This is a genomic window from Streptomyces olivochromogenes, assembly GCF_021538895.1.
In the GTDB taxonomy this organism is placed as follows: Bacteria; Actinomycetota; Actinomycetes; order Streptomycetales; family Streptomycetaceae; genus Streptomyces; species Streptomyces olivochromogenes_A.
The window spans coordinates 1-25,855 of record NZ_JADDRL010000079.1; the positions used below are offsets into that span (position 1 = coordinate 1).

At 69.6% G+C, this 25,855-nt stretch carries 26 protein-coding genes; 24 read left to right on the forward strand and 2 right to left on the reverse strand.

Annotation, left to right across the window (positions count from 1 at the left end):
• From IPZ69_RS31875 to IPZ69_RS31885, 3 genes are all read left to right on the forward strand, one after another.
• Window positions 1-1,210 (forward strand): site-2 protease family protein (locus IPZ69_RS31875; RefSeq protein WP_235458122.1); only part of this gene is annotated, 1,210 nt, incomplete at its 5' end.
• Window positions 1,211-1,276: 66 nt separating this feature from the next.
• Window positions 1,277-2,179, forward strand: a complete 903-nt coding sequence (locus IPZ69_RS31880) for a tRNA (adenine-N1)-methyltransferase (protein ID WP_235458123.1) — start codon at window positions 1,277-1,279, stop codon at window positions 2,177-2,179.
• A 213-nt stretch (window positions 2,180-2,392) separates the two neighbouring features.
• Entirely contained in the window at window positions 2,393-2,974 is a 582-nt protein-coding gene (locus tag IPZ69_RS31885) for a hypothetical protein (protein ID WP_235458124.1), read from the forward strand.
• A gap of 65 nt (window positions 2,975-3,039) precedes the next feature.
• Here the strand turns inward: IPZ69_RS31885 and IPZ69_RS31890 are convergent, their stop codons facing one another.
• Complete coding sequence (locus IPZ69_RS31890) at window positions 3,040-3,345, reverse strand: ferredoxin (protein ID WP_235458125.1); 306 nt, start codon at window positions 3,343-3,345, stop codon at window positions 3,040-3,042.
• 244 nt (window positions 3,346-3,589) lie between these two features.
• Here IPZ69_RS31890 and arc point away from each other — a divergent pair, with 244 nt between their 5' ends.
• The 6 genes from arc to prcA all read left to right on the forward strand — a co-directional run bounded on the left by arc (window position 3,590) and on the right by prcA (window position 9,763).
• The gene (arc, locus tag IPZ69_RS31895; RefSeq protein ID WP_235458126.1) at window positions 3,590-5,356 is read left to right on the forward strand and encodes a proteasome ATPase; all 1,767 of its coding nucleotides are present in this window, start codon (window positions 3,590-3,592) and stop codon (window positions 5,354-5,356) included.
• A gap of 232 nt (window positions 5,357-5,588) precedes the next feature.
• Entirely contained in the window at window positions 5,589-7,100 is a 1,512-nt protein-coding gene (gene dop / locus IPZ69_RS31900; RefSeq protein WP_374294531.1) for a depupylase/deamidase Dop, read from the forward strand.
• A gap of 189 nt (window positions 7,101-7,289) precedes the next feature.
• On the forward strand, window positions 7,290-7,508 hold the full coding sequence (locus IPZ69_RS31905; protein ID WP_235458127.1) for a ubiquitin-like protein Pup: 219 nt from the start codon (window positions 7,290-7,292) through the stop codon (window positions 7,506-7,508).
• A gap of 44 nt (window positions 7,509-7,552) precedes the next feature.
• Entirely contained in the window at window positions 7,553-8,164 is a 612-nt protein-coding gene (locus IPZ69_RS31910) for an endonuclease domain-containing protein (RefSeq protein WP_235458128.1), read from the forward strand.
• Complete coding sequence (gene prcB / locus IPZ69_RS31915; protein ID WP_235458129.1) at window positions 8,116-8,961, forward strand: proteasome subunit beta; 846 nt, start codon at window positions 8,116-8,118, stop codon at window positions 8,959-8,961. The genes IPZ69_RS31910 and prcB overlap by 49 nt, the downstream gene beginning before the upstream one ends.
• 61 nt (window positions 8,962-9,022) lie before the next feature.
• Window positions 9,023-9,763 carry a proteasome subunit alpha gene (gene prcA, locus IPZ69_RS31920; protein WP_235458130.1) on the forward strand — a complete coding sequence of 247 codons (741 nt, stop codon included), beginning with the start codon at window positions 9,023-9,025 and terminating at the stop codon, window positions 9,761-9,763.
• Window positions 9,764-9,829: 66 nt separating this feature from the next.
• On the opposite strand, the gene IPZ69_RS31925 is transcribed toward prcA, so the two are convergent.
• Window positions 9,830-10,846: a LacI family DNA-binding transcriptional regulator gene (locus tag IPZ69_RS31925; RefSeq protein ID WP_235458131.1), complete on the reverse strand. Its 1,017-nt coding sequence runs from the start codon at window positions 10,844-10,846 to the stop codon at window positions 9,830-9,832.
• A 120-nt stretch (window positions 10,847-10,966) separates the two neighbouring features.
• On the opposite strand from IPZ69_RS31925, the gene IPZ69_RS31930 reads away from it, so the two are divergent.
• The 15 genes from IPZ69_RS31930 (at window position 10,967) to IPZ69_RS32000 (ending at window position 25,820) form a co-directional block, all read left to right on the forward strand.
• Window positions 10,967-12,226, forward strand: coding sequence for an MFS transporter (locus IPZ69_RS31930; protein WP_235458132.1), 1,260 nt, complete (start codon window positions 10,967-10,969; stop codon window positions 12,224-12,226).
• A gap of 9 nt (window positions 12,227-12,235) precedes the next feature.
• Entirely contained in the window at window positions 12,236-13,597 is a 1,362-nt protein-coding gene (gene pafA, locus IPZ69_RS31935) for a Pup--protein ligase (RefSeq protein WP_059125684.1), read from the forward strand.
• Window positions 13,598-13,718: 121 nt separating this feature from the next.
• Window positions 13,719-14,717: an FKBP-type peptidyl-prolyl cis-trans isomerase gene (locus IPZ69_RS31940; protein ID WP_235458133.1), complete on the forward strand. Its 999-nt coding sequence runs from the start codon at window positions 13,719-13,721 to the stop codon at window positions 14,715-14,717.
• Window positions 14,718-14,810: 93 nt separating this feature from the next.
• The gene (locus tag IPZ69_RS31945) at window positions 14,811-15,182 is read left to right on the forward strand and encodes an FKBP-type peptidyl-prolyl cis-trans isomerase (RefSeq protein WP_235458134.1); all 372 of its coding nucleotides are present in this window, start codon (window positions 14,811-14,813) and stop codon (window positions 15,180-15,182) included.
• A gap of 145 nt (window positions 15,183-15,327) precedes the next feature.
• Window positions 15,328-16,305 carry a helix-turn-helix transcriptional regulator gene (locus tag IPZ69_RS31950; RefSeq protein WP_235458135.1) on the forward strand — a complete coding sequence of 326 codons (978 nt, stop codon included), beginning with the start codon at window positions 15,328-15,330 and terminating at the stop codon, window positions 16,303-16,305.
• Between the two features lie 19 nt (window positions 16,306-16,324).
• On the forward strand, window positions 16,325-17,368 hold the full coding sequence (locus IPZ69_RS31955; protein ID WP_235458136.1) for a helix-turn-helix transcriptional regulator: 1,044 nt from the start codon (window positions 16,325-16,327) through the stop codon (window positions 17,366-17,368).
• 29 nt (window positions 17,369-17,397) lie between these two features.
• Window positions 17,398-17,658: a hypothetical protein gene (locus tag IPZ69_RS31960; protein ID WP_365717519.1), complete on the forward strand. Its 261-nt coding sequence runs from the start codon at window positions 17,398-17,400 to the stop codon at window positions 17,656-17,658.
• Between the two features lie 10 nt (window positions 17,659-17,668).
• Window positions 17,669-17,863 (forward strand): hypothetical protein, encoded by a 195-nt coding sequence (locus IPZ69_RS31965; protein ID WP_235458138.1) that lies wholly within the window; start codon window positions 17,669-17,671, stop codon window positions 17,861-17,863.
• A 260-nt stretch (window positions 17,864-18,123) separates the two neighbouring features.
• The gene (gene tatA / locus IPZ69_RS31970) at window positions 18,124-18,402 is read left to right on the forward strand and encodes a Sec-independent protein translocase subunit TatA (protein ID WP_235458139.1); all 279 of its coding nucleotides are present in this window, start codon (window positions 18,124-18,126) and stop codon (window positions 18,400-18,402) included.
• Window positions 18,403-18,451: 49 nt separating this feature from the next.
• Window positions 18,452-19,402 carry a twin-arginine translocase subunit TatC gene (gene tatC, locus IPZ69_RS31975; RefSeq protein WP_235458140.1) on the forward strand — a complete coding sequence of 317 codons (951 nt, stop codon included), beginning with the start codon at window positions 18,452-18,454 and terminating at the stop codon, window positions 19,400-19,402.
• Window positions 19,403-19,489: 87 nt separating this feature from the next.
• Window positions 19,490-22,342, forward strand: coding sequence for a DEAD/DEAH box helicase (locus tag IPZ69_RS31980; RefSeq protein ID WP_235458141.1), 2,853 nt, complete (start codon window positions 19,490-19,492; stop codon window positions 22,340-22,342).
• Window positions 22,343-22,752: 410 nt separating this feature from the next.
• The gene (locus tag IPZ69_RS31985) at window positions 22,753-24,396 is read left to right on the forward strand and encodes a sensor histidine kinase (protein WP_235458142.1); all 1,644 of its coding nucleotides are present in this window, start codon (window positions 22,753-22,755) and stop codon (window positions 24,394-24,396) included.
• Window positions 24,393-24,800, forward strand: coding sequence for a roadblock/LC7 domain-containing protein (locus IPZ69_RS31990; RefSeq protein ID WP_235458143.1), 408 nt, complete (start codon window positions 24,393-24,395; stop codon window positions 24,798-24,800). Before IPZ69_RS31985 ends, IPZ69_RS31990 begins: the two co-directional genes overlap by 4 nt.
• Window positions 24,797-25,219, forward strand: coding sequence for a DUF742 domain-containing protein (locus IPZ69_RS31995; protein ID WP_235458144.1), 423 nt, complete (start codon window positions 24,797-24,799; stop codon window positions 25,217-25,219). Before IPZ69_RS31990 ends, IPZ69_RS31995 begins: the two co-directional genes overlap by 4 nt.
• A complete protein-coding gene (locus tag IPZ69_RS32000; RefSeq protein ID WP_235458145.1) occupies window positions 25,200-25,820 on the forward strand; it encodes a GTP-binding protein in 621 nt (206 codons plus the stop codon). The genes IPZ69_RS31995 and IPZ69_RS32000 overlap by 20 nt, the downstream gene beginning before the upstream one ends.
• Window positions 25,821-25,855 lie beyond the last annotated feature (35 nt).

Consider the following 25,855-nt stretch of genomic DNA (forward strand, 5'->3'; position numbering starts at 1 on the left):
GGACCGCTCGCACGCCGACTCCGGCATCGCCAAGGGGCGGCCGCCGCAGCGACCGAGGGAACCCGGGGGCGGCCTGCTGATGGGCCGGCCCTTCGGCGTGCCCGTGTACGTGGCGCCGAGCTGGTTCCTCGTCGCCGCCCTGATCACCTGGGTGTTCGGCGGCCAGTTGGACCGGGTGCTGCCCGAGCTCGGCGCCGCCCGCTACCTGGTCTCCCTCTTCTTCGCCGTCGCCTTCTACGCCTCCGTGCTGGTCCACGAACTCGCCCACACGGTCGCCGCGATCCGCTACAAGCTCCCGGTCCGCCGCATCCAGCTCCAGTTCTTCGGCGGCGTCTCGGAGATCGAGAAGGAAGCGGAGACACCGGGACGCGAGTTCGTGCTGGCCTTCGTCGGCCCGCTGCTCTCCCTGGTCCTCGCCGGGCTCTTCTACCTCGCCATGCAGCCCGTCCGGCCCGGCACGGTCCCCGGCGTCCTGCTGGCCGGCCTGATGATCTCCAACCTCATCGTGGCCGCCTTCAACCTCCTGCCCGGCCTCCCCCTCGACGGCGGCCGCATGCTCCGCGCCGTCGTCTGGAAGATCACCGGCAAGCCCATGAGCGGCACCGTGGCCGCCGCCTGGGTCGGCCGCGCCCTCGCCATCTCCGTCCTGATCGGCCTCCCGCTGCTCAACCAGTCCGGCACCTTCGGCTCCGGCCACGAGGAAATCAGCGGCATGGACACCGTCACGGACGCCCTACTCGCCGCCATCCTCGCCGCGATCATCTGGACCGGAGCCGGCAACAGCCTGCGCATGGCACGCCTGCGCGAACACCTGCCGGAACTGCGCGCCCGCAACCTCACCCGCCGGGCCGTCCCGGTCGAGACCGACACCCCGCTCTCCGAGGCCCTGCGCCGCGCCAACGCCGCCGGGGCCCGCGCCCTGGTCGTCGTCGACGCCGACGGCAACCCCCTGTCCCTGGTCCGCGAGGCCGCCATCGTCGGCGTACCCGAACACCGCCGTCCCTGGGTCGCCGTCAGCGGCCTGGCCCAGGACCTCACCGACGGCATGCGCGTCTCGGCGGAACTCGCGGGGGAGGACCTCCTCGACGCCCTGCGGGCCACCCCGGCCACGGAGTACCTCGTCGTCGAGGAGACCGGGGAGATCTACGGCGTCCTGTCCGCCGCCGACGTCGAGCGCGCCTTCGTCAAGGCGATGGCCAGGCCCGCGTAACGAGCCCCCCAAGGGCGGGGAAACGGCGTGGTCCGAGGGGCCCGCGGGGACCGGTAGGCTGTTCACATGTCCGAACCGACCGGTGCCGCCCGCAGGCGCGGGCCCTTCAAGGTCGGGGACCAGGTTCAGCTGACCGACCCCAAGGGCCGCCACTACACGTTCACGCTCGAAGCCGGGAAGAACTTCCACACCCACAAGGGATCCTTCCCCCACGACGAGCTGATCGGCGCTCCCGAGGGCAGCGTTGTCCGCACCACCGGAAACGTCGCCTACCTCGCGCTGCGCCCCCTGCTCCCCGACTACGTCCTGTCCATGCCCCGCGGGGCGGCCGTCGTCTACCCCAAGGACGCCGGACAGATCCTCGCCTTCGCCGACATCTTCCCCGGCGCCCGCGTCGTGGAGGCGGGCGTCGGCTCCGGCTCGCTCAGCAGCTTCCTGCTGCGCGCCATCGGGGACCAGGGCATGCTGCACTCCTACGAGCGCCGCGCGGACTTCGCCGAGATCGCCCAGCAGAACGTCGAGCGCTACTTCGGCGGTACGCACCCGGCGTGGCAGCTCACCGTCGGCGACCTCCAGGACAACCTCAGCGACACCGACGTCGACCGCGTCATCCTCGACATGCTGGCCCCCTGGGAGTGCCTGGAGGCCGTCTCCAAGGCGCTCGTGCCCGGCGGCATCCTGTGCTGCTACGTGGCGACCACCACCCAGCTCGCCCGGACCGTCGAGTCCATCCGCGAGATCGGCTGCTTCAACGAGCCGACCTCCTGGGAGACGATGATCCGCAACTGGCACATCGAGGGCCTGGCCGTCCGCCCGGACCACCGGATGATCGGCCACACCGGCTTCCTGCTCACCGCCCGCCGCCTCGCGGACGGCGTCGAGCCGCCCATGCGCCGCCGCCGCCCCGCCAAGGGCGCCTACGGCGAGGACTACGCCGGCCCCAACGCCGACGGCGGCGCCGGCCGCTGAGCCGAGCCCCGCACCGCGACCAACGCAAGGGCGCCGTGCCCCAGTTCCCCGGACGGTTCGGGAACTGGGGCACGGCGCCCACGCGTTGACCGGACACCGGGATCCGCACGGCACGAGCCGCAGGAACCTCGGACCCCACCGTTCCCCGCCACTGTGACGTGTGGCACCATGCTGGCCACCCCACCGGCACAGCCACCGCAGGAGACACTCCTAGTGCAGCACTCCGCCGTCCCGGAACTCGCGCACACCGACGCCCGCGCCCTTCACTGGGTCGCCACGGCGACCGCTGTCGCCAGCGTCGTGGCCCTCTCCTCCGTCGTGCAGCCGGGCTCGGCCAAGGCCGCCCCGCCCGCCGCCGGCACCAGGACGCAGTCCGCCCCCTCGGCCGTCGCCCCGCCCGCCACCACCGGGGTCGACTTCCCCTTGGAATGCGGTCCGGTGAAGGTCGTGGTGAAGAAGAAGGCCGCCGGAGACCTCGACGGCGACGGCCGGCCGGAAACAGTCGTCGTGGCGCACTGCGACGCCCCCATGGGCACCCCGCCGGACGCTGTCTATGTCCTCACGCAGGCCGCCGAGGCGACCAGCCCCCGGGTCGTCGCCACGCTCGTCGACCCCAAGGACCGGCTCACGGTCACCGACTTCACCGTCCGCGCCGGAGCCGTCACGGCGACCCTGCTCGGCTATTCCACGTCCGACGTGCCGAGTTGCTGCCCCGACGTGCGGACCGGGGCCAAGTGGCAGTGGAACGGGAGCGCGTTCATCCGCTCCACGCCCGCGGCGGCCCACAGCGTGTGAAACTCCCGGGCGCGGGCCCGGGGGTGTGAGAAATCAGACATTGCTCACGGCGCGTGCCTCAAGGGTCACTCCGCGTCCGGCCCGTAGACCTCAACCTTGTCCAGAACCCGACGTACATGGATACAGTCGCCCGGGCATTCCCTGGCCGAGTCCACCACGTCCGCGAGAAGCGGCAACGGCACCGCCGTCACTGCCCCCTTGGCCTGCAGCAGCTCGTCGTCAGGACCCTTCACGTAGGCCAGTCCGTCGATGTCCAGCTCGAACACCTCGGGCGCGTACTGGGCGCAGATCCCGTCGCCCGTACACAGGTCCTGGTCGATCCAGACCTCCAGCGCCTCGCCGCCGCTTCGGGTCTCCTGCTGCACGCTCATATCTCCTGCCATTTCTGCGCCGAGCTGCACGGGAATCCGGCCAGCTCTGACGGGTGTTGAACGGTTCGAGCCTACCTCTGGCGGCTTCCCAATCATGTTCGGTGGGTATTCCCCTGGCGTGAGGGAGAGCGCAAGGGTGAAGATCGGACACTCCTTGACAGTCTTTGTGATCTAGGGGTTTCAATCGACACCCACCCAGGTAGGGTCTGGAAGCGTCCAGCTCCCCTTGGAGGAGGTGAGGACCGTGGCAGCCCACGACGACGACATGAACCGCGGCATCCGCCCGGGACGAGGGTCCGAGGACCCGGCCGGGCAGATCGCCTACCTTGAGCAGGAGATCGCCGTCCTGCGACGCAAGCTCGCCGACTCTCCGCGACACACGAGGATTCTCGAAGAGCGGATCGTCGAGCTGCAGACCAATCTGGCCGGCGTGTCCGCCCAGAACGAGCGGCTCGCCAACACGCTCCGCGAGGCCCGCGACCAGATCGTGGCACTCAAGGAAGAGGTCGACCGGCTCGCACAGCCGCCCGCCGGCTTCGGTGTCTTCCTGCAGGCGAACGAGGACGGCACGGCCGACATCTTCACCGGCGGCCGCAAGCTGCGGGTGAACGTCAGCCCCAGCGTCGACCTCGACGACCTCAGGCGCGGCCAGGAGGTCATGCTCAACGAGGCGCTCAACGTGGTCGAGGCCATGGAGTACGAGCGCGTCGGGGACATCGTCACCCTCAAGGAGATCCTTGAGGACGGCGAGCGCGCCCTGGTGCTCGGGCACACCGACGAGGAACGGGTGGTGCGGCTCGCCGAGCCGCTGCTGGACGTCACCATCCGCCCCGGCGACGCCCTGCTGCTCGAACCCCGCTCCGGGTACGTCTACGAGGTCGTCCCCAAGAGCGAGGTCGAGGAACTCGTCCTCGAAGAGGTCCCCGACATCGGCTACGAGCAGATCGGCGGCCTCGGCAACCAGATCGAGGCCATCCGCGACGCGGTCGAGCTCCCGTACCTCTACCCGGACCTGTTCAAGGAGCACGAACTGCGTCCGCCCAAGGGAGTCCTGCTCTACGGACCTCCCGGATGCGGCAAGACGCTCATCGCCAAGGCCGTCGCCAACTCGCTCGCCAAGAAGGTGGCCGAGGTCACCGGGCAGGCCGCCGGCAAGAGCTTCTTCCTCAACATCAAGGGCCCCGAGCTCCTGAACAAGTACGTCGGCGAGACCGAGCGGCAGATCCGCCTCGTCTTCCAGCGCGCACGGGAGAAGGCCAGCGAGGGCACCCCCGTGATCGTCTTCTTCGACGAGATGGAGTCCCTCTTCCGCACCCGCGGCTCCGGCGTCAGCTCGGACGTGGAGAACACCATCGTCCCCCAGCTGCTCGCCGAGATCGACGGTGTCGAGGGCCTGCAGAACGTGGTCGTGATCGGCGCCTCCAACCGTGAGGACATGATCGACCCCGCCATCCTGCGCCCCGGCCGACTCGACGTGAAGATCAAGATCGAGCGTCCGGACGCCGAAGCGGCCAAGGACATCTTCGGCAAGTACCTCACCGAGCGCCTCCCGCTGCACGCCGACGACCTCGGCGAACACGGCGGCAGCAAGGAAACCACCGTCCAGAGCATGATCCAGACGGCGGTCGAGCACATGTACGCCGAATCCGAGGAAAACCGCTTCCTGGAAGTCACCTACGCCAATGGCGACAAGGAAGTCCTCTACTTCAAGGACTTCAACTCCGGCGCCATGATCGAAAACATTGTCGGACGCGCCAAGAAAATGGCGATCAAGGAATTCCTCGAACACAACCAGAAGGGTCTCCGCGTCTCCCACCTGCTCCAGGCCTGCGTGGACGAGTTCAAGGAGAACGAGGACCTGCCCAACACCACCAACCCGGACGACTGGGCCCGAATCTCCGGAAAGAAGGGCGAGCGGATCGTGTACATCCGTACCCTCATCACCGGAAAGCAGGGTGCGGACACCGGACGCTCCATCGACACGGTGGCGAACACCGGCCAGTACCTGTAAGAGCAGGGCGGCTGCGGGTGCCCTCGGCGGGTACCCGCAGCCGACTGTTTTTCGGCCCACGGCTGGAGCAGGCAATGACGCAAATGATCTCCCCACCAGCGCAGAGGCGTTCTAGGCTCTTTCCTACCGCCGAGTCGCGCAGTGCGGGGACGGGCACCGCACACGCACCGGAGCGCCAGCGGTACGTGAGCGGCGCCCACGACCGAGGGTGCCGCCGGGCAAGGAGGGCCGCATGACCGTACGGCGAGTAATGGGCATCGAGACGGAGTACGGGATCTCCGTCCCCGGCCACCCCAACGCCAATGCCATGCTCACCTCGTCCCAGATCGTCAACGCCTACGCGGCGGCGATGCACCGGGCCCGACGGGCCCGCTGGGACTTCGAGGAGGAGAACCCGCTGCGGGACGCGCGAGGCTTCGACCTGGCCCGCGAGGCCGCCGACGCCAGCCAGCTCACCGACGAGGACATCGGCCTGGCCAACGTGATCCTCACCAACGGCGCGCGTCTCTACGTCGACCACGCCCACCCCGAATACAGCGCCCCCGAGGTCACCAACCCCCGCGACGCCGTCCTGTGGGACAAGGCCGGCGAGCGGATCATGGCCGAGGCCGCGGAGCGCGCCGCCCAGCTGCCCGGCGCCCAGCCGATCCACCTCTACAAGAACAACACCGACAACAAGGGCGCCTCCTACGGCACCCACGAGAACTACCTGATGAAGCGGGAGACCGCTTTCTCGGACATCGTCCGCCACCTCACGCCCTTCTTCGTCTCCCGCCAGGTCTTCGCCGGAGCGGGCCGTGTCGGCATCGGTCAGGACGGCCACGAACACGGCTTCCAGCTCAGCCAGCGCGCGGACTACTTCGAGGTCGAGGTCGGCCTGGAGACGACCCTCAAGCGTCCGATCATCAACACCCGCGACGAGCCGCACGCGGACGCCGAGAAGTACCGTCGGCTGCACGTGATCATCGGCGACGCGAACCTGTCGGAGATCTCGACCTACCTGAAGCTCGGCACGACCGCCCTGGTCCTGTCCATGATCGAGGACGGCTTCATCGCGGTCGACCTGGCGGTGGACCAGCCCGTACGCACCCTCCACCAGGTCTCCCACGACCCCGGCCTCAAGCGCCTGGTCACCCTCCGCAGCGGCCGCACGCTCACCGCGGTCCAGCTGCAGATGGAGTACTACGAGCTGTCGCGCAAGTACGTGGAGGAGCGCTTCGGCGCCGACGCGGACGAGCAGACCAAGGACGTCCTCTCCCGCTGGGAGGACACCCTGAACCGCCTGGAGAACGACCCCATGAGCCTCGCGGGGGAGCTGGACTGGGTGGCCAAGCGGGAGCTCATGGAGGGCTACCGCCGCCGCGACGGCCTGGACTGGGATGCCGCCCGGCTGCACCTGGTCGACCTCCAGTACGCCGACGTGCGGGCCGAGAAGGGCCTGTACAACCGTCTCGTGGCCCGCGGACGCATGAAGCGGCTCCTGGACGAGGCGGAGGTCGAGCGGGCCCGTACGAAGCCGCCGGAGGACACCCGGGCCTACTTCCGGGGCCGCTGCCTGGAGCAGTACGCCGACGACGTGGCCGCGGCGTCCTGGGACTCGGTCATTTTCGATCTCCCCGGGCGCGACAGCCTCCAGCGCGTCCCAACCCTGGAACCGCTACGCGGAACGCGTAATCACGTCAAGGAACTGCTGGACCGCTGCCGTACCGCGGAAGACCTGGTCAGGGTCCTGTCCGGCGGATGAGCCGGCGCGGTGGGCGCACCGGGCGCACGGGGTGGAAATCCCGGCGCCCGGGAATCATCGAGGTGGCCCCCGTACGTTGGAGAAACTGCGGGGCCGATGTCGGACCCGGCTTGTAGGGTCTGATCATCACCGATCGGCAGGAATGCCGACCTGTCGACCATGTCGGGCGAACTGAGCGGGGTGAGGGTTATGGCGACCAAGGACACCGGCGGCGGCCAGCAGAAGGCGACGCGCTCCACCGAGGAGGTCGAGGAGCAGACGCAGGATGCGCAGGACTCCGGGGACCTCAAGGAGCGGCACGAGAAGCTGAGCGACGACGTGGACTCGGTCCTGGACGAGATCGACGACGTACTCGAGGAAAATGCCGAGGATTTCGTTCGAAGCTTCGTGCAAAAGGGTGGCGAGTAGAGGTCGTTGAGCCGCTTCCTCCTTCAGTTCGAAGGTTGTGGGGGATGAGGGTGGCTGGCGAACCGAACGCGAAGCACTGCTCCGGTTGTCGGCGCGACTTGCCACTTGAGGCATTCGCGAGGGACAAGAACCGGCGCGACGGCCTCCAAGTGCGGTGTCGGCAGTGCGTGGCGGAATACAGTGCCGCGCACTACCGGCGCCGTCGGGAAGCCGTGGGCAAGCCCGTGCGGGAGAGCGTCGACGTTCCCGCCGGGCACAAGCTGTGTCGAACGTGCGGCGAGGTCAAGCCGCACAGCGCATGGCACCGCAATGCCACGGCGTCCGATGGTCTTTCGACGCGCTGCAAGGCGTGTCGGGCAGTCCAAGGGCGTCAGGGGCATCTGAAGCGCCAGTACGGCATCACCGAGACCGAGCGCGATGACTTGATCGCCGCTCAAGGCGGCGTCTGCTGCATATGTTTGGCGGCTGCGCCCGTACATGTGGATCACTGCCATGAGACGGGTAGGGTCCGTGGCGTACTGTGCTTCAGCTGCAACGCGGCGCTGGGGCAGTTCAAGGATCGGCCCGACGTCATAAGGCGGGCTGCCGCATACGTGGAAGGAATCGCGTGGAAGCCAACACTCGTAGCACCGGGCGTCTACCAGCTGCCTTCCTGACGCCAGGGTCCTCTTCGTTCATGGACTTTCTCTCTGATCACCAGCCCCAGCTGCTGCCCGGCAACCGGCAGCTGCCGCCCACCCAGGGTGTGATCGAGGCGCCCCACGGCACCACGATCGTCGCCGTGACCTTCCCGGGCGGTGTCGTGCTCGCCGGTGACCGCCGGGCCACCATGGGCAACGTCATCGCCCAGCGGGATATCGAGAAGGTCTTCCCGGCCGACGAGTACTCGGCCGTGGGCATCGCCGGCACCGCCGGTCTGGCCGTCGAGATGGTCAAGCTCTTCCAGCTGGAGCTGGAGCACTTCGAGAAGGTCGAGGGCGCCCAGCTGTCGCTGGAGGGCAAGGCCAACCGCCTGTCGACCATGATCCGCTCCAACCTCGGCATGGCCATGCAGGGCCTGGCGGTCGTGCCGCTGTTCGCCGGGTTCGACGTGGACCGGGCCAAGGGCCGGATCTTCTCCTACGACGTCACGGGCGGCCGCTCCGAGGAGCACGGCTACGCGGCGACGGGCTCCGGCTCGATCTTCGCCCGGGGCGCCATGAAGAAGCTGTTCCGTGACGACCTGACCGAGGACCAGGCCACGACGCTCGTGGTCCAGGCCCTGTACGACGCGGCAGACGACGACTCGGCGACCGGCGGTCCCGATGTCGCCCGCCGGATCTACCCCATCGTCACCGTGATCACCGAGGACGGCTTCCGCCGCCTCACCGAGGACGAGGCCTCCGAGATCGCTCGCGCGGTGCTGGAGCGACGGCTGGAGCAGCCCGACGGCCCGCGGGCCGCGCTGCTGTAGCCGACGGCCGGTTGTTATCCAGGTGATCGCAGTGACTTCGACAGAAAGGGACGGATAACCGGTGTCGACGCCGTTCTATGTCTCCCCCCAGCAGGCCATGGCCGACCGGGCGGAGTACGCCCGCAAGGGCATCGCCCGTGGCCGCAGCCTGGTCGTGCTGCAGTACGCCGACGGCATCGTGTTCGTCGGTGAGAACCCGTCCCGCGCGCTGCACAAGTTCAGCGAGATCTACGACCGGATCGGCTTCGCGGCCGCCGGCAAGTACAACGAGTACGAGAACCTCCGCATCGGCGGCGTCCGCTACGCCGACCTGCGCGGGTACACCTACGACCGGGACGACGTGACCGCCCGCGGTCTCGCCAACGTCTACGCCCAGACGCTGGGCACGATCTTCTCCAGCGCGGCCGAGAAGCCGTACGAGGTGGAGCTGGTCGTGGCCGAGGTCGGCGAGACCCCCGAGGGCGACCAGATCTACCGGCTGCCGCACGACGGCTCGATCGTGGACGAGCACGGCTCGGTCGCGGTCGGCGGCAACGCGGAGCAGATCAGCAGCTTCCTCGATCAGCGTCACCAGGACGGCATGAGCCTCGCGGAGGCGCTCAAGCTGGCCGTGCAGGCCCTGTCGCGGGACACGAACGGCAGCGAGCGGGAGATCCCCGCCGAGCGCCTGGAGGTCGCGGTCCTGGACCGCACCCGCCCCCAGCAGCGCAAGTTCAAGCGCATCGTCGGCCGCCAGCTCTCCCGTCTCCTGGAGGCGGACGGCGCGGCCACGGAGGCGGAAAGCGCCGAGGAGGAGGACTAGTTCCCCTCACCCACCTCATCCCGACGCGCCCAGGCCGACCACCATCGGCCAGGGCGCGTCTGTGCGTCAGGAGGCCCGTGGCGGGGCCGTCGAGCCGCGGACGACGAGTTGTACGGGGATGTCGCCGTTCTCGGGCTCCTCGCCCTCCAGGACGGCCAGGAGGGCTCGCATGCCGTGTTCGCCGAAGAGTTCGGCGTCGAGGCGGACCGTGGTGAGTTCGGGGTCGATGGCGGTGGCCAGGGCCAGGTCGTCGAGGCCGGTCACCGAGATGTCGTCCGGGACGCGCAGGCCCAGTCGGCGCAGGGCCTTGTAGGCGCCCGCCGCGAGTTTGTCGTCGTCGCAGACCAGTGCGGTGGGGCGGGGGCCGGGGGCGGCGAGGGCGGCCTCGGTGGCGGCGAGGGCGCCCTCGATCGAGATGGGTGCCCGGACCGTGCGTACGTCCGTCCCGGCGACGGTTCCCACCCGCGCGGCGAGCTCCCGCGCGCGTACCTCGAAGGTCCAGGACGCGATGTCGGCGGCCAGGTGCAGGAAGCGCCGGTGGCCCAGGTCCAGCAGGTGCTCGGCGACCTGGCGGACCCCGTCGGCGATGTCGAGGTTCACGGTGGCGGCGCCGAGGCTGCCCTCCGGGTCGCTGTCGAGCATCACCAGGGGCAGCTGGTCGCCGCGGATCGCGGTGAGCGCGTCGGCGGCCATGGAGGACGCGATGACCCCGTCGAGGGCGGCCTGGGCGGAGGCGAAGGGGTTGCGGGCCGGGCCGATGCCCTCGGGGGAGGGGTAGAGCACGACGCCGAAGCCGTGCTGCGCGGCGACCCTGGCCGCGCCGGTGTAGACGCCGGCGAAGAACTCGGTCGTCAGCGCGGGTACGACGAGGAGCACGGTGCGGGTGTGACCCAGGCGCAGATTGCGGGCGGCCAGATTGGGCCGGTAGCCGAGCTCGCGCGCGGCCTGCCGTACCCGTTCGGCGGTGGTCTCGGAGACCCGTCCGCGCCATTTGTCGCCCAGCACGAGCGAGACGGCCGCCTGGGAGACACCGGCCGCCTGGGCGACGTCACGGCTCGTCGGGCGCGTACTGCTGCGTGCCACGGGGGGTGCGCTCCTTCGTATGGACGTGTGAACAGCGCACATGGTACGTATGAGCGGAGACGTTATACGTAACACCTGTGGGGCCGGAAGCCCTACGGGCGAGCCGGTGGAGGAAGACGGATGGCCGCGGGATACCTGGAGATCCTCAGGGCGAGGCACGCGGCCCGGCTGCTGGTCGGCACGCTGGTGGGCCGGCTGCCCAACGCCACCGCCGCCATCGCCCTGGTGCTGTTCGTCCGCGCGCAGGGCGGCACCTACAGCCTCGCCGGGGCGCTGGCGGCCGTCTACGGCGTCGCCAACGCCGTGGGGCAGCCGGTGCTGGGCCGGCTGGTGGACCTGCGCGGACAGCCGCGGGTACAGCTGCCCGCCGCAGTCCTGTCGGCCCTCGCGATGACGGTGTTCGCCTTCACCGGCACCGACCCGCTGCCCCTCGCCTACGCCGCCGTCGCGGCCGCCGGCCTGTTCGCCCCGCCCCTGGAGGGCGGCCTGCGCGCCCTGTGGCCGAGCGTCCTGCGCCGGGAGGAGCAGGTGCACACCGCGTACGCCATGGACGCCGTGGCGCAGGAAGTCATGTTCACCGTCGGCCCGTTGCTGGTGACCCTGTGCGCGTCGCTGTGGTCGGAGCGGGCGGCGCTGCTCGTGCTCAACGCCCTGGGCGTGCTCGGCGCACTCTCCGTGGTCGTGTCGGCGCCCGCGCGCGCGTGGCGTTCGGCGCCCCGTGAGGCCCACTGGCTGGGCGCGCTCAGGTCGCCCGGACTGCTGGCGCTGCTGGCCTCGTTCTTCTTCGTGGGCACCGCGCTGGGCTCCATCACAGTGGCCTCGGTGCCGTACGCCGACGAGCACGGCGGCGACGCGGTGTACGGCTGGCTGATGGCGGCCCTGGGGCTCGGCGCGCTGGTGGGCGGGACCGTGTACGGGGCGCGGCGGTGGAGTGGTGTGCCGGAGCGGCGACTGAGGGTGCTGGTGGGCCTTCTGGCGGTGTGTTACCTGCCGCTGATGCTGATGCCGGGCGCGGTGGCCATGGTGCTGCTCACGGCGCTCGCCGGGGTGTTCCTGGCGCCCGCCATCGCCTGCGCCTTCGTCATCGTCGACCGGCACGCGCCGAGCGGGACGGTCACCGAGGCGTTCTCCTGGCTTGTGACGACGTTCACCGTGGGTGCGTCCGTGGGAACGGGCCTGGCGGGCCCCGTGGTCCAGGAGGGTGGCGCGCTGTGGGGCTTCGCCGTGCCCGGTGTGGCGGGCGCCGTGTCGTTGCTGGTTCTCATGGCCACGGGACGGGTCCTCGCAGCTCCCGCGGGGAGCGGGGTTGTTGCGGCTTCATCGGAAACTGATCCAAATCGTGCTGCCGAACCCCGTTTCAGCTCAGGGGATCGGGCGTAATGTTCAGTCATGGACCGCCGCATTTTCGGGCTGGAGAACGAGTACGGCGTCACGTGCACGTTCAGGGGACAGCGCCGCCTGTCGCCTGACGAGGTGGCGCGGTACCTCTTCCGCCGTGTCGTGTCATGGGGTCGTAGCAGCAATGTCTTTCTGCGGAACGGCGCCCGGCTCTATCTCGACGTGGGCTCACATCCGGAATACGCGACACCCGAATGTGACAATGTGATCGAACTGGTCACCCACGACAAGGCCGGAGAGCGCATTCTCGAAGGGCTTCTGGTGGACGCGGAACGACGCCTGCACGAGGAGGGAATCGCGGGCGACGTCTACCTCTTCAAGAACAACACCGACTCGGCGGGCAACTCCTACGGTTGCCACGAGAACTATCTGGTGGCACGGCACGGGGAGTTCTCCCGGCTCGCCGACATCCTCATTCCGTTCCTGGTGACCCGGCAGCTGCTGTGCGGCGCGGGCAAGGTGCTGCAGACACCGCGTGGTGCCGTGTACTGCGTCAGCCAGCGCGCGGAGCACATCTGGGAGGGCGTCTCCTCGGCGACGACCCGCTCCCGGCCCATCATCAACACGCGCGACGAGCCGCACGCGGACGCGGAGCGCTACCGCCGCCTCCACGTCATCGTCGGCGACTCGAACATGTCCGAGACGACGATGCTGCTCAAGGTCGGCGCCACCGACCTGGTGCTGCGCATGATCGAGGCGGGCACGGTGATGCGGGACCTGACCCTGGAGAACCCGATCCGGGCCATCCGCGAGGTCAGCCACGACATCACGGGCCGGCGCAAGGTGCGCCTGGCCAGCGGCCGGGAGGCCTCCGCCCTCGAGGTGCAGCGCGAGTACTACGAGAAGGCCGTGGACTTCTGCGAGCGGCGCGGCATCCGCACCGGCACGGTCGAGCAGGTCCTGGAGCTGTGGGGCCGCACGCTGGACGCGATCGAGTCCGAGGACCTCGACCGCATCGGCACCGAGATCGACTGGGTGATGAAGTACAAGCTCATCGAGCGGTACCGGGCCAAGCACAACATGACGATGTCGCATCCGCGGGTCGCGCAGATAGACCTCGCCTACCACGACATCCACCGCCGTCGTGGCCTGTACTACCTGCTGGAGAAGAAGGGCCAAGCCACCAGGATCTGCAACGACTTGAAGATCTTCGAGGGCAAGTCGGTTCCGCCGCAGACCACTCGGGCCCGGCTGCGCGGCGACTTCATCCGGCGGGCACAGGAACAGCGCCGTGACTTCACGGTCGACTGGGTGCACCTGAAGCTCAACGACCAGGCACAGCGCACCGTGTTGTGCAAGGACCCGTTCCGTTCCGTGGACGACCGGGTGGAAAAGCTGATCGCCGGAATGTGATCCCGCCGTTCCGCCCAGGAACGCCACACGGGCGCCGTACGTTTCCCGTACGGCGCCCTTCTCACGCCGTAGAGTTGCGCGCACGCCATTCACAAGATCGATTGATTACGAGGCCCCCACCGTGCGCCGACGCTCACTCCTTCTAGCCGCCGTGCCCGCAGGACTCGCCACGATCGCCGGATGCGGCGACGACGACAAGTCCGCCTCCAGCAAGGCGAGCGCGTCGCCGTCGGTGTCCGCCGCGCCACCGCCGAAGATCGTGGAGGGCCCGCTGCCGGCCATCACGGCGGGCACGAAGTTCAACGAGAAGCCGACGGTCGCCAAGGGGACCGGGCAGCCGGCCGAGAACCTCGCGGTGAAGACGGTGATCGCGGGCAGCGGTCGCACGGTGGCCGAGAACGACTTCATCCAGGCGAACTACCTGGGCCAGATCTGGGCCACGGGGAAGGTCTTCGACCAGTCCTACGACCGCAGCCCGCTGGTCCTGCAGCTCGCCAAGGGCAGCGTCATCGACGGCTGGCGCTACGCCCTGGCGGGCAAGAAGGTCGGCAGCCGCGTCGAGATGGCGGTGCCGCCGACCTTGGGTTACGGCAAGGAGGGCAACGCGCAGGCGGGCATCAAGGGCACGGACACGCTCGTCTTCGTCGTCGACCTGCTGAACGCCTTCAATTCGAAGAGCTCGGCCACGGGCAAGCCCGTCCCGCAGACCGACACCGCGCTGCCGAAGGTGGGCACCAACACCGACGGCAAGGCCCCGTCCATCGACGTCCCCAAGGCCGACCCGCCCAAGAAGCTGGTGTCGAACTACGTCCTTGAGGGCGACGGCGCCGCCCTCAAGGCGGACCAGGCGATCCTGTGCCAGTTCAAGGGCGTGGTCTGGGAGAGCGGCAAGCCGTTCGAGCAGACGTACACCACCGGGCGGCTGAGCCAGTTCTCGCTGGAGCAGATGCAGCAGATCGTCAAGGGACTGTCCCAGGGACTCGTCGGCAAGAAGGTGGGCAGCCGGGTCATGATCGTCGTACCCCCGGACCTCGGGTACGGGGACACCCCGCCGAGCGGCGGCGTCATCAAGAAGGGCTCCACGCTGGTCTTCTCCGTGGACATCCTGGCGGCGATGTAGCCGCGCCGCGCTGGCCGCCCGCGGCCTGCGAGAGTGCGGTGGGGATGAAAGACTGTCCGCGTTCCGTGTCGTACACAAGCAGGAGCTAGAGACGTGAGCATCGACAAGCCCGAGATCGACTTCCCGGGCGGCGAGCCCCCGGCGGACCTTGAGATCAAGGACATCTGGGAGGGCGACGGCCCGGTGGCGAAGGCGGGCGACACCGTCTCCGTGCACTACGTGGGCGTGGCCTTCTCCACGGGCGAGGAGTTCGACGCGTCCTGGAACCGCGGCACGCCGCTGCAGTTCCAGCTGGGTGTCGGCCAGGTCATCGCCGGCTGGGACCAGGGCGTACAGGGCATGAAGGTCGGCGGCCGTCGTCAACTGACCATCCCGGCGCGCCTGGCCTACGGCGACCGTGGCGCCGGCGGCCGTATCAAGCCCGGTGAGACGCTGATCTTCGTCTGCGACCTGGTCGCCGTCTGATCGTCGGTCCCACCACCGACGGCTGATCGGATCCGATCATCCGGGGCCCATGCCTGTTCGGGCATGGGCCCTCGGCTTTTGCCGTGGTGCGGGGGAGCGGTACGGTCATCGATCGTAAGCACCATAAGGAAGGCGAAGGGCGTCGATGGCCATTGCCAAGGCCGAGCGGCTGATGAACCTGGCGCTGTGCCTGCTGGGGACACGGCGGCCGCTCAGCAAGCGCGAGCTGCGCGAGTCCATTGAGGCTTACGTCGAGGCCTTCGGCCCGGACCGGGGCGCGGCCGGTTCCGACGACTCCTTCAACCGGATGTTCGAGCGGGACAAGGACGACCTGCGCGAGCTGGGCCTGGTCATCGAGACCGTCGAGAACCTCGACGGCGAGGTCGGCTACCTGGCCCGCCGCGACAGCAACCGTCTCCCGCCGATCACCCTGGACGCCGAGGAGGCCGCGGCCCTGGGCCTGGCCGCCAAGGTGTGGCAGCAGGCCCGCCTCGCGGGTGCGGCCAGCGGCGCCCTGCAGAAGCTGCGCGCCGCCGGGCTGCCCGAGGACGTCGACCCGTACGAGGCGCACGGCGCCCTGGAGCCGCGCATCCCGGTGCACGAGGCCGCGTTCGAGCCGCTGATGCTGGCCTGCCGCGACCGCCGCCCGGTCCTCTTCGACTACCGCAAGGCCTCCGCCGCCCGCCCCGAGCCCCGGCACGTGGAGCCGTGGGCGCTGGAGTGCTGGCGCGGTCACTGGTACCTCGCGGGCTGGGACCGCGACCGGGGCGCCGAGCGCGTCTTCAGGCTGTCCCGGATCACCGGCAAGGTCCGCTCGCGGGGCAGCGGCTTCACCGCCCCGGTGCCCGACGTCGTCACCGTGCGCGAGACCGTCGCGAGCTGGGCCGGCGAGATCGCCGACCGTACGGCGCTGATCCGGCTGCGCACCGGCTCGGGGTACCCCCTTCGGGCGAAGGCCACCTCGGTGCGGGAACTCGGCGAGGGCTGGGACGAGTTGGAGATTCCGTACGGGCACGGCCTGGACGCGTGGCTGGTGGAGTTCGGGCCGGACGTGGTGGTCCTGGAGCCGGCCGAGCTGCGGTCGGACGTGGTGGACCGGCTGCGTGCCGTGGCCAAGGGCTGAGGGGGAGCGGAGCAAGACAGTGGCAGGCAAACCGGTCAGGCCCGTGAACGCCATCGACCAGACCAGGCGGATGCTCTCCCTGGTGACGTATCTGCGCGAGCGCCCCGGCGCCCGGATCGCGGACGTCGCGCGCGCCTTCGGCATCACCGAGGACGAGCTGGTCTCCGACCTCGACGTGCTGCCCATGTGCGGCACCAGCTTCCGCGGCGGCGATCTGCTCGACATCGACACCGACGGCGAGCGCATCTGGTGGCACAACCCCGACGACGTGGCCGCGCCGCTCAGGCTGGCCGCCGACGAGGCGACCGCGCTGCTGGTGGCCGCGCGGGCCGTGTTGACCCTGCCGGGCCTGCGCGAGGGCGACCGGCAGGCGCTGCTGCGGGCCACCGCCAAGGTCGAGGCCGCGGCCGGTGAGACGGCGGGGGCCAGTTCCCGGCTGTCGGTGACCTTCGAGTCCGAGGGCGGCGTTTTCGCCGACGTCGACCGGGCCATCTCCGAGCGCCGCCGCCTGTGGATCCGCTACTACTCGCCCGCCCGTGACGAGGTCACCGAGCGCGAGATCGACCCGATCCGCCTGGTCAGCGTCGGCCACACCTATGTGGAGGCCTGGTGCCGCCGCTCCGAGGCGCGCCGCACCTTCCGGCTCGACCGGGTCGCCGAGATCAGGATCCTCGACGAGCCGTCCGCGCCGCCGGAGATCGAGCTGCGGGACCTGTCCGAGGCGCTGGTGCAGCCGGCCGCCGAGGATCCGCAGGTGGTCGTCGAGGTCGGCCCGGGCGGCCGCTGGGTCGCCGAGTACTACCCGCACGACAGCGCGGATGAGCTTCCCGACGGCGGGCTGCGTATTACCCTGCGCACCCCCGATCCGGCGTCGCTGCGGCGCCTGGCGCTGCGGCTCGGCCGCGACGGGCGGATCGTCTCGCCGCCCGAGCTCGCCGACAGCGCCCGGCAGGCGGCCCGCGAGGCGCTGGCGGCCTACGACGGCGTCGCGCGGACGCCGGACGCACCGCAGGGTGCCGATGAGGTGCACGGCGTTCACGACAGGCAGGAGCGAGGGCTTTGAGCGAGTCCGCGGGGTCCGGTGCGAGGGAAATGACGGTGGCGGCCGCTTTCGCGGGGATGAAGAGAGTGGTCCCCGTGGTGTTCAAGGCCGGCTGTCCGGACTGCCGGGGCCGTTTCGAGCTCGCCGCGAGCGCCCTGCGGCTCGCCATCGGTGCCACGAGCCGGACGACGTTCTACTCCTTCACCTGCCCCGAGTGCGGCGCCGCCGTCCGCAAGCCCGCGGGTGAACGCATCGTCGAGCTGCTGACCGGGGGCGGGGTCAGGACCTTGAGGCTGCACTCCACCGTCTAGGCTCGGCGGCATGTTCTGGGCGATGTTCGCGGTGGCGGTGGGTTTTCTGGGGCTTGTCGTCCTGGGTGTGCTGGGTGTCCGGGTCTTCGTGGAGGCGCAGCGGCTGGGCCGCCAGGTCTCGGATTCCGCGCGGCGGATCAACAGGGCGGCCGAGGATCTGGAGCGCGCCTCGGTGAGCGCGGCGAGGGCCGCGGACTCCCTGTGAGGCTTGCTGTGGGTGCCCGCTGATAAGGGCTTCTCAAGCGTTTTGCGTCACTTCGCCCTGTCACCTTGACCGTCCCGGCAGGTACGCTGCTGGTCACGGTGCGAAGAACGAGGCGCGTATCGATGACCGGGAGTACGTACGGGGATTGCCTCTCGTTTACCCCTGAGCGTTACGATCGCTGTCAGCACGATCGGTGGGACATATGTCCGACTGATCCGACGGCACCCCAACCAATAGCCTCGGTGAGAAGGTAAAGACTTATGTTCGGAAGGCTCGGCGCCCCCGAGATCATTCTCATCCTCGTCGTCATCATCCTGCTGTTCGGCGCGAAGAAGCTTCCGGACATGGCCCGCTCGCTCGGTAAGTCCGCGCGCATCCTCAAGAGCGAGGCCAAGGCGATGAAGGAAGAGAGCAACGCCCCCGCCCCGGCGCCCTCCTCCAACGAGCAGCCCCCGGCGCAGCGCACCATCCAGGCGTCCCCCGGCGACGTGACCAGCTCGCGCCCGGTCAACGAGCCGACGGACACCACCCAGCGCTGACGCAAGGCCGGACTGACTCCCGGCCTGCCGCACGAGATGAGGACGTGGGTTGCTTAAGTCTGCCCGCAAGCAGGAGAGGGATCCCGAGGGGCGCATGCCTCTCGCGGATCACCTTCGTGAGCTCCGCAACCGGCTCGCGAAGGCGATGTTGGCCATCGTCGTCGTGACGTGTGTGGCCGCCTTCTTCTACAACGACATCGTCAACTTCATCACCAAGCCGGTGCTGGACTCGGTCGGCTGCGCCCAGACCTTCGAACAGCTGGCGAAGTCGCACGACAAGACCCAGCAGTGCGCGCAGATCACGATCAACGGTCTGCTCACGCCGTTCACGCTGGCGCTGAAGGTGTCGCTGATGGCCGGTGTCGTGCTGGCCTCCCCGGTGTGGTTGTACCAGCTGTGGGCCTTCGTGGCCCCCGGCCTGCACCGCCACGAGAAGAAGTACGCGTACGGCTTCGTCGGGACGGGCGTCCCGCTCTTCCTCGGTGGCGCCTACTTCGCCTACAAGGTGCTGCCCACCACGGCGAAGGTCCTGATCGGGTTCACGCCGCACGGTGTGAACAACCTGCTCCCGCTCGACGACCTGCTGGATCTGGTCACCCGCATGGTGATCGTCTTCGGTCTGTCCTTCGAGCTGCCGCTGCTGCTGATCATGCTGAACCTGACCGGTGCCCTCACCGGCCGGCGCATGCTCGGCTGGTGGCGGGCCATGATCCTCGGCATCACCGTGTTCGCGGCCGTCGCGACCCCGAGCACGGACCCGCTGACGATGCTGGCGCTCGCCGGACCGATCTGGGTGCTGTACTTCGGAGCGGTGCTCTTCTCGATCCTCAACGACCGGCGCAAGCGCCGCCGCGATCTGGCCGGCCCCGCCGACGACGAGGCCTCCGACCTGGACCTCACCCCCGAGGACGTCGGGGCGGTCGAGACGGTCTCCGCCAGCCGGTCGCTGCCCGAGCAGTCGAGCACGGACCGGGTCAACGGCTACGACGACGTGACCTGACCCGCCTTCCCGCCGTGAGAGGTGCCCGCGCCCCCAGGGGACGCGGGCACCTTTCGTTTCGTCGAGGGGCATCCCATCTTCCGGTTAATGATCGTCCTGTTGTCAGTGCGGCCCGGTACGCTCGAAAGCACGATGACAGAGGACCTCTCACCGGCCGAGCGGTATGCGGCAGCCCGCAGGCGGGCAGCCGAGCAGGCCACCGCGCTCGCCTCCTTCCGCGAGATGTACGACTTCGGCCTCGACCCCTTCCAGATCGAGGCCTGCCAGGCGCTCGAAGCGGGGAAGGGCGTGCTGGTGGCCGCCCCCACCGGCTCCGGCAAGACGATCGTGGGCGAGTTCGCCGTCCACCTCGCCCTCCAGCAGGGCAGGAAGTGCTTCTACACGACGCCCATCAAGGCGCTGTCGAACCAGAAGTACGCCGACCTGTGCCGCCGCTACGGCAACGGCATGGTCGGCCTCCTCACCGGCGACAACAGCGTCAACTCCGATGCCCCCGTGGTCGTGATGACCACCGAGGTGCTGCGGAACATGCTCTACGCCGGCTCCCAGACCCTGCTGGGCCTCGGGTACGTGGTCATGGACGAGGTGCACTACCTCTCCGACCGCTTCCGCGGCGCCGTCTGGGAGGAAGTGATCATCCACCTCCCCGAGTCGGTGACCCTGGTGTCACTGTCCGCGACCGTGTCCAACGCCGAGGAGTTCGGCGACTGGCTCGACACGGTCCGCGGCGACACCGAGGTGATCGTCTCCGAGCACCGGCCCGTGCCGCTGTTCCAGCACGTGCTCGCCGGGCGCCGGATGTACGACCTGTTCGAGGAGGGCGAGGGCCACAAGAGGGCCGTCAATCCGGATCTGACCCGGCTGGCCCGTATGGAGGCCAGCCGGCCGTCCTTCCAGGACCGCAGACGCGGCCGCAGCATGCGCGAGGCCGACCGTGAGCGCGAGCGCAGACAGCGCGCCCGCGTGTGGACGCCGGGCCGCCCCGAGGTCATCGAGCGGCTCGACTCCGAGGGCCTGCTGCCCTCCATCACGTTCATCTTCAGCCGCGCCGCCTGCGAGGCCGCCGTCCAGCAGTGCCTGCACGCGGGGCTGCGCCTCAACGACGAGGAAGCGCGGGAGAAGGTGCGCGCGCTCGTCGAGGAGCGCACCGCCTCCATCCCCACCGAGGACCTGCACGTCCTCGGCTACTACGAGTGGCTGGAGGGCCTGGAGCGCGGCATCGCCGCCCACCACGCGGGCATGCTCCCGACCTTCAAGGAGGTCGTCGAGGAACTGTTCGTCCGCGGCCTGGTGAAGGCCGTCTTCGCCACCGAGACGCTCGCGCTGGGCATCAACATGCCCGCGCGCTCGGTGGTGCTGGAGAAGCTCGTCAAGTGGAACGGCGAGCAGCACGCCGACATCACCCCCGGCGAGTACACCCAGCTGACCGGACGCGCCGGGCGCCGTGGCATCGACGTCGAGGGCCACGCGGTCGTGCTCTGGCAGCGCGGCATGAGCCCCGATCACCTGGCCGGACTCGCGGGCACCCGCACGTACCCGCTGCGCTCCAGCTTCAAGCCGTCGTACAACATGGCGGTCAACCTGGTCGAGCAGTTCGGCCGGCACCGCTCGCGCGAGCTGCTGGAGACGTCGTTCGCGCAGTTCCAGGCCGACAAGTCGGTCGTCGGGATCTCCCGGCAGGTGCAGCGCAACGAGGAGGGCCTGTCGGGCTACAAGGAGTCCATGACCTGCCACCTCGGTGACTTCGAGGAGTACGCGCGGCTGCGCCGGGAGCTCAAGGACCGCGAGACCGAACTGGCCAGGCAGGGCGCCTCCGAGCGCCGTGCGGAGGCCGCCGTCGCCCTGGAGAAGCTGAAGCCGGGCGATGTCATCCACGTGCCGACCGGGAAGTACGCAGGGCTGGCCCTGGTGCTGGATCCGGGGCTGCCTGCGGGGCGTTCCAACGGCCACCGCGGCTTCGAGCACCACGACGGGCCGCGCCCGCTCGTGCTGACCGCCGAACGGCAGGTCAAGCGGCTGGCGTCGATGGACTTCCCGGTGCCGGTGGAGCCGTTGGAGCGGATGCGGATCCCGAAGTCCTTCAACCCCCGCTCCCCGCAGTCCCGTCGGGACCTCGCCTCCGCGCTGCGTTCCAAGGCCGGGCACATCCCGCCGGAGCGGGCCCGCAAGAAGCGGTCCCAGGCCGCCGACGACCGGGAGATCGCCCGGCTGCGCACCGAGCTCCGCGCCCACCCCTGCCACGGGTGCAACGAACGTGAGGACCACGCCCGTTGGGCCGAGCGCTACCACCGGCTGCTGCGCGACACCTCGCAGCTGGAGCGCCGCATCGAGGGCCGTACGAACACGATCGCGCGCACCTTTGACCGGATCGTGGCCCTGCTGACCGAACTCGACTATCTGCGCGGCAACGACGTCACCGAGCACGGCAAGCGGCTCGCCCGGTTGTACGGCGAACTCGACCTGCTCGCCAGCGAATGCCTGCGGGAAGGCGTCTGGGAGGGACTTGCACCGGCCGAACTCGCCGCGTGCGTCTCCGCCTTGGTGTACGAGGCCCGGGTCGGTGACGACGCGCTCGCGCCGAAGCTGCCCTCGGGCAAGGCCAAGGCCGCGCTTGGCGAGATGGTGCGGATCTGGGGACGACTGGACGCCCTGGAGGAGGAGTTCCGCATCACGCAGACCGAGGGCGTCGGGCAGCGCGAGCCCGACCTCGGCTTCGCCTGGGCCGCGTACATGTGGGCCAGCGGCAAGGGCCTCGACGAGGTGTTGCGCGAGGCCGAGATGCCGGCGGGCGACTTCGTGCGCTGGTGCAAGCAGGTGATCGACGTGCTGGGGCAGATCTCGGCGGCGTCTCCTGTGGAGGGCTCGACCGTGACGAAGGCCGCGCGCAAGGCCGTTGACCAGTTGCTGCGAGGCGTTGTCGCCTACTCGTCGGTGGGCTGACCGTTTCGTGTGCGGGTGCGGGTGGGCTGCGGTCGGTCGCGCGGCTCCCCGCGCCCCTTCAGGGCGCTGCCCTCTTCCGCTCGCTTCCTGAGCTCCGCGCCGCCCCCGGCGCCCGAACTCACCCGTCACGGTGAGTGGTTTTCGCATGCCCTTTCGCCGTCACCCACCGTGTTCGAATGTGGGCTGAGCGTATAAATGGGGCCGAGCGTACTCCTGTCACACAGGTGATTTCAGGTGCTTGCTGAATATGACACGGCGATGATCCGCTCGGACTAAGCTCGCCCGCGGCGCACCGAGTTGAGGTGAATTCGTGCGCTTGTTCCCAAAGGTTACGAAGATCCTGACTGCTCCATGACTCTTCCCCCCACAAACTCCCCCGACACCCAGCCGATACTTCTCAGAGGGCATCCATGGTGAGTGTTCAATCGCCTCCCGGTGGCCGTGAACTTCCCTATGCGCGGGCGCTGTTGCTGCCCGCCATACTGATGGCCGCGGCGACCGGAGCCGCCGTCGCCCTGGTGGCGGCACCGGCCCGGACCGCCGTCGGCTGGTGCGGAGCCGTCGCCACGGTGCTGGTGTCCGCGACAGCCGCCGAAGCGGTACGACGCGGCCGCCATCTGCGGGCACTGCGGACCGAGCACGCCCGTCACACCGCGTATCTGGAAGGGCGCCTCGCCGCCCACGACGAGGAGCTCATCCGGTTCGCGACGGAGATCGTGCCGACCGCGCTGTACCGGCTGCGCCACGGTGAATCCCCCCGAGAGGTGATTCACGCGGTCCTCGACTCCGACCCCGAACTGCGGCACATCCCCGAAGCGCAGCGCGACGTGCTGCGCACCGTGCTCAAGATCGTCGACGACGAGGAGGCCATGCGCGACTCGGCGCAGCGCTCCTTCGTCAACATCGCCCAGCGCGTCCAGGCGATCGTCCACCAGCAGGCCTCGGAACTCCGGGAGATGGAGGAGGACCACGGCCGCAACCCCGAGGTCTTCGACGACCTGCTGCGCATCGACCACGGCACCGCGCTGATCGGCCGCCTGGCCGACTCCATCTCCGTCATCGGCGGCGGCCGCCCCGGCCGCCAGTGGCCCAACCCCGTCGCCCTGTACAGCGTGTTGCGCGGCGCGATGTCGCGCATCCTGGAGTACCGCCGCATCGACCTGTCCTCCATCGCCAAGGTCAACATCAAGGGCACCTGCGTCGAACCGGTCATCCACGCCGCAGCCGAACTCCTCGACAACGCCACCCGCTACTCGCCGCCTCACACCAAGGTGCACGTCACCGCCACCGAGGTGCAGACCGGCGTGTGCATCGAGATCGAGGACGGCGGCGTCAGCCTCAGCGAGGAGTCCCGCGCCCGCGTCGAGAACATGCTGGAGCGCGCCAAGGCCGGCGTCGACCTCCAGGACCTCGGCGAGAGCCCCCGCCTCGGCCTCGCCGTCGTGGGCCGGCTCTGCTCGGCGTACAACATGCAGGTCTCGCTGCGGGCCTCGGCCTACGGCGGCGTCCGCGCCGTCCTCATCGTGCCCAGCAACATGATGACCGGCGAGCCCTCACCCGGACTCGCCCACGGCATCGGCGCCACCGCGGTGCCGAAGGCCGAACTCGGCGCCCTGGAGGGCCCCAAGCGCCCGCCGAAGAAGCGCCGCCCCACCAGCCCGCGCATCCCCGCCGGGGTCTCCATGGAGGACGACGTCCCCGAGGTCACCGAGTGGACGGCGGGCGGGCTGCCGCAGCGCCGCAGCAAGGTCAAGACCTCGCTGACCCAGCGGATCGTCGAACAGGCCGCCATCGAGCGCGCCGAACGCGAGGGCAGGCCGACCATCTGGTCGCAGCACAAGCCCGAGCCCGAGCCGGAGCCCGAAGAGGACCCCGAGCGCAAGAAGCTGAACGAGCGCGAGCCGGGCATGTGGGTCGAGGCCTTCTGGGACGGCCTCAAGGAGGGCAACCCGGGTGTCCACCCCACCGACTTCACGCGCAACCCCACCGCATACATGCACCTGATCGAGCAGCCGGCCCGCAGCGAGGCCGACGACGAGGGGGACCTCAAGTGATCCAGCAGCGAGCGAACTTCGATTGGATGCTCAAGGATCTCGCCGACGGCGTGCCGGGCATCGAGATGATCGTGGTGCTCTCCGCCGACGGACTGCGCATCGCCCGCTACGGCGGCGACCCCGACTCCGCCGACCGCCTGGCCGCGGCCTGCGCGGGCGTGCAGAGCCTGGCGGGCGCCGTCGCCCAGGAACTCCCGGGCAGCAACGGAGACATGAAGCTGGTCGTCATCGAGATCAACGGCGGCTACTTCTACCTGATGGCCGCCGGCGCCAACGCCTACCTGGCCGTGCTCGCCGACGTGGTCTGCGAACCCGGCCGGATGAGCAACCGCATGCGCGACCTCGTCGTCAGAATCGGCGCCCATCTGACCAGTCCGCCCCGCCGCAACGGGCAGGCCGTATGACTCCTCCGCAACGCAAACGGCGACACCCCAAGGAGTACCCCCCTCCACCGCCGCCCCCGCCCCCCGTGGCGGTGGAGGGCAAGGGCGAGGGCGAGAAGAAGAACCCCGAGCGGCTGTACGTCATCACGGGCGCCGACGGCTCGCGCGCCGAGCTGGACCTGGTGACGCTGATCGTGGCGCGCGCCGATTCACCGCCGTCCGTACCACCGGAGCAGGCGGCGCTGCTCCGGCTCTGTATCGCCCCCCTGTCCGTGGCCGAGCTCTCGGCCTACCTCAATCTTCCGTTCAGCGCGATGACCGTGCTGATCACCGAGCTGATCTCGGCCGGACTGGTGCAGGCGCGCGCCCCGATCGTCCGCCAGGCGCTCCCCGACCGTTCACTCCTCGAAGCGGTGATGCATGGACTTCAAAGGCTCTGACACCATCCCCGGCCCACGTACCGAGGATCATCTGCCCCAGACGGCCCAGGCGGCGGTCAAGATCGTGATCGTGGGCGGCTTCGGTGTCGGCAAGACCACCATGGTCGGCTCGGTCAGCGAGATCAGACCGCTGACCACCGAGGAGACGATGACCCAGGCGGGCATCGGCGTGGACGACAACTACGGCTCCGAGACGAAGACGGCCACCACCGTGGCCATGGACTTCGGCCGCATCAGCATCACCGAGAAGCTGGTCCTCTACCTGTTCGGCACCCCCGGCCAGGAGCGCTTCTGGTTCCTGTGGAACGGGCTGTTCGAGGGAGCCCTCGGCGCGGTCGTCCTGGTCGACACCCGGCGCCTGGAAGTCAGCTTCGACGTCATAGGGCGCCTGGAGGAGCGCGGCGTGCCCTTCGTCGTCGCCGTCAACTCCTTCCCGGACGCGCCCCGTTACCCCATCGAGGAACTGCGTACGGCGCTCGATCTCGTCCCGGAGATCCCCATCATCGAGTGCGACGCGCGCCGCCGCGCCTCCAGCCGCGACGTCCTGATGACCCTGATGCGCTTCCTGCACTCGCTCGCCATGTCCGGCGCGCTCACCTGACCCCTGCCCGACCGACCCCCGTTACCTCGGACTGA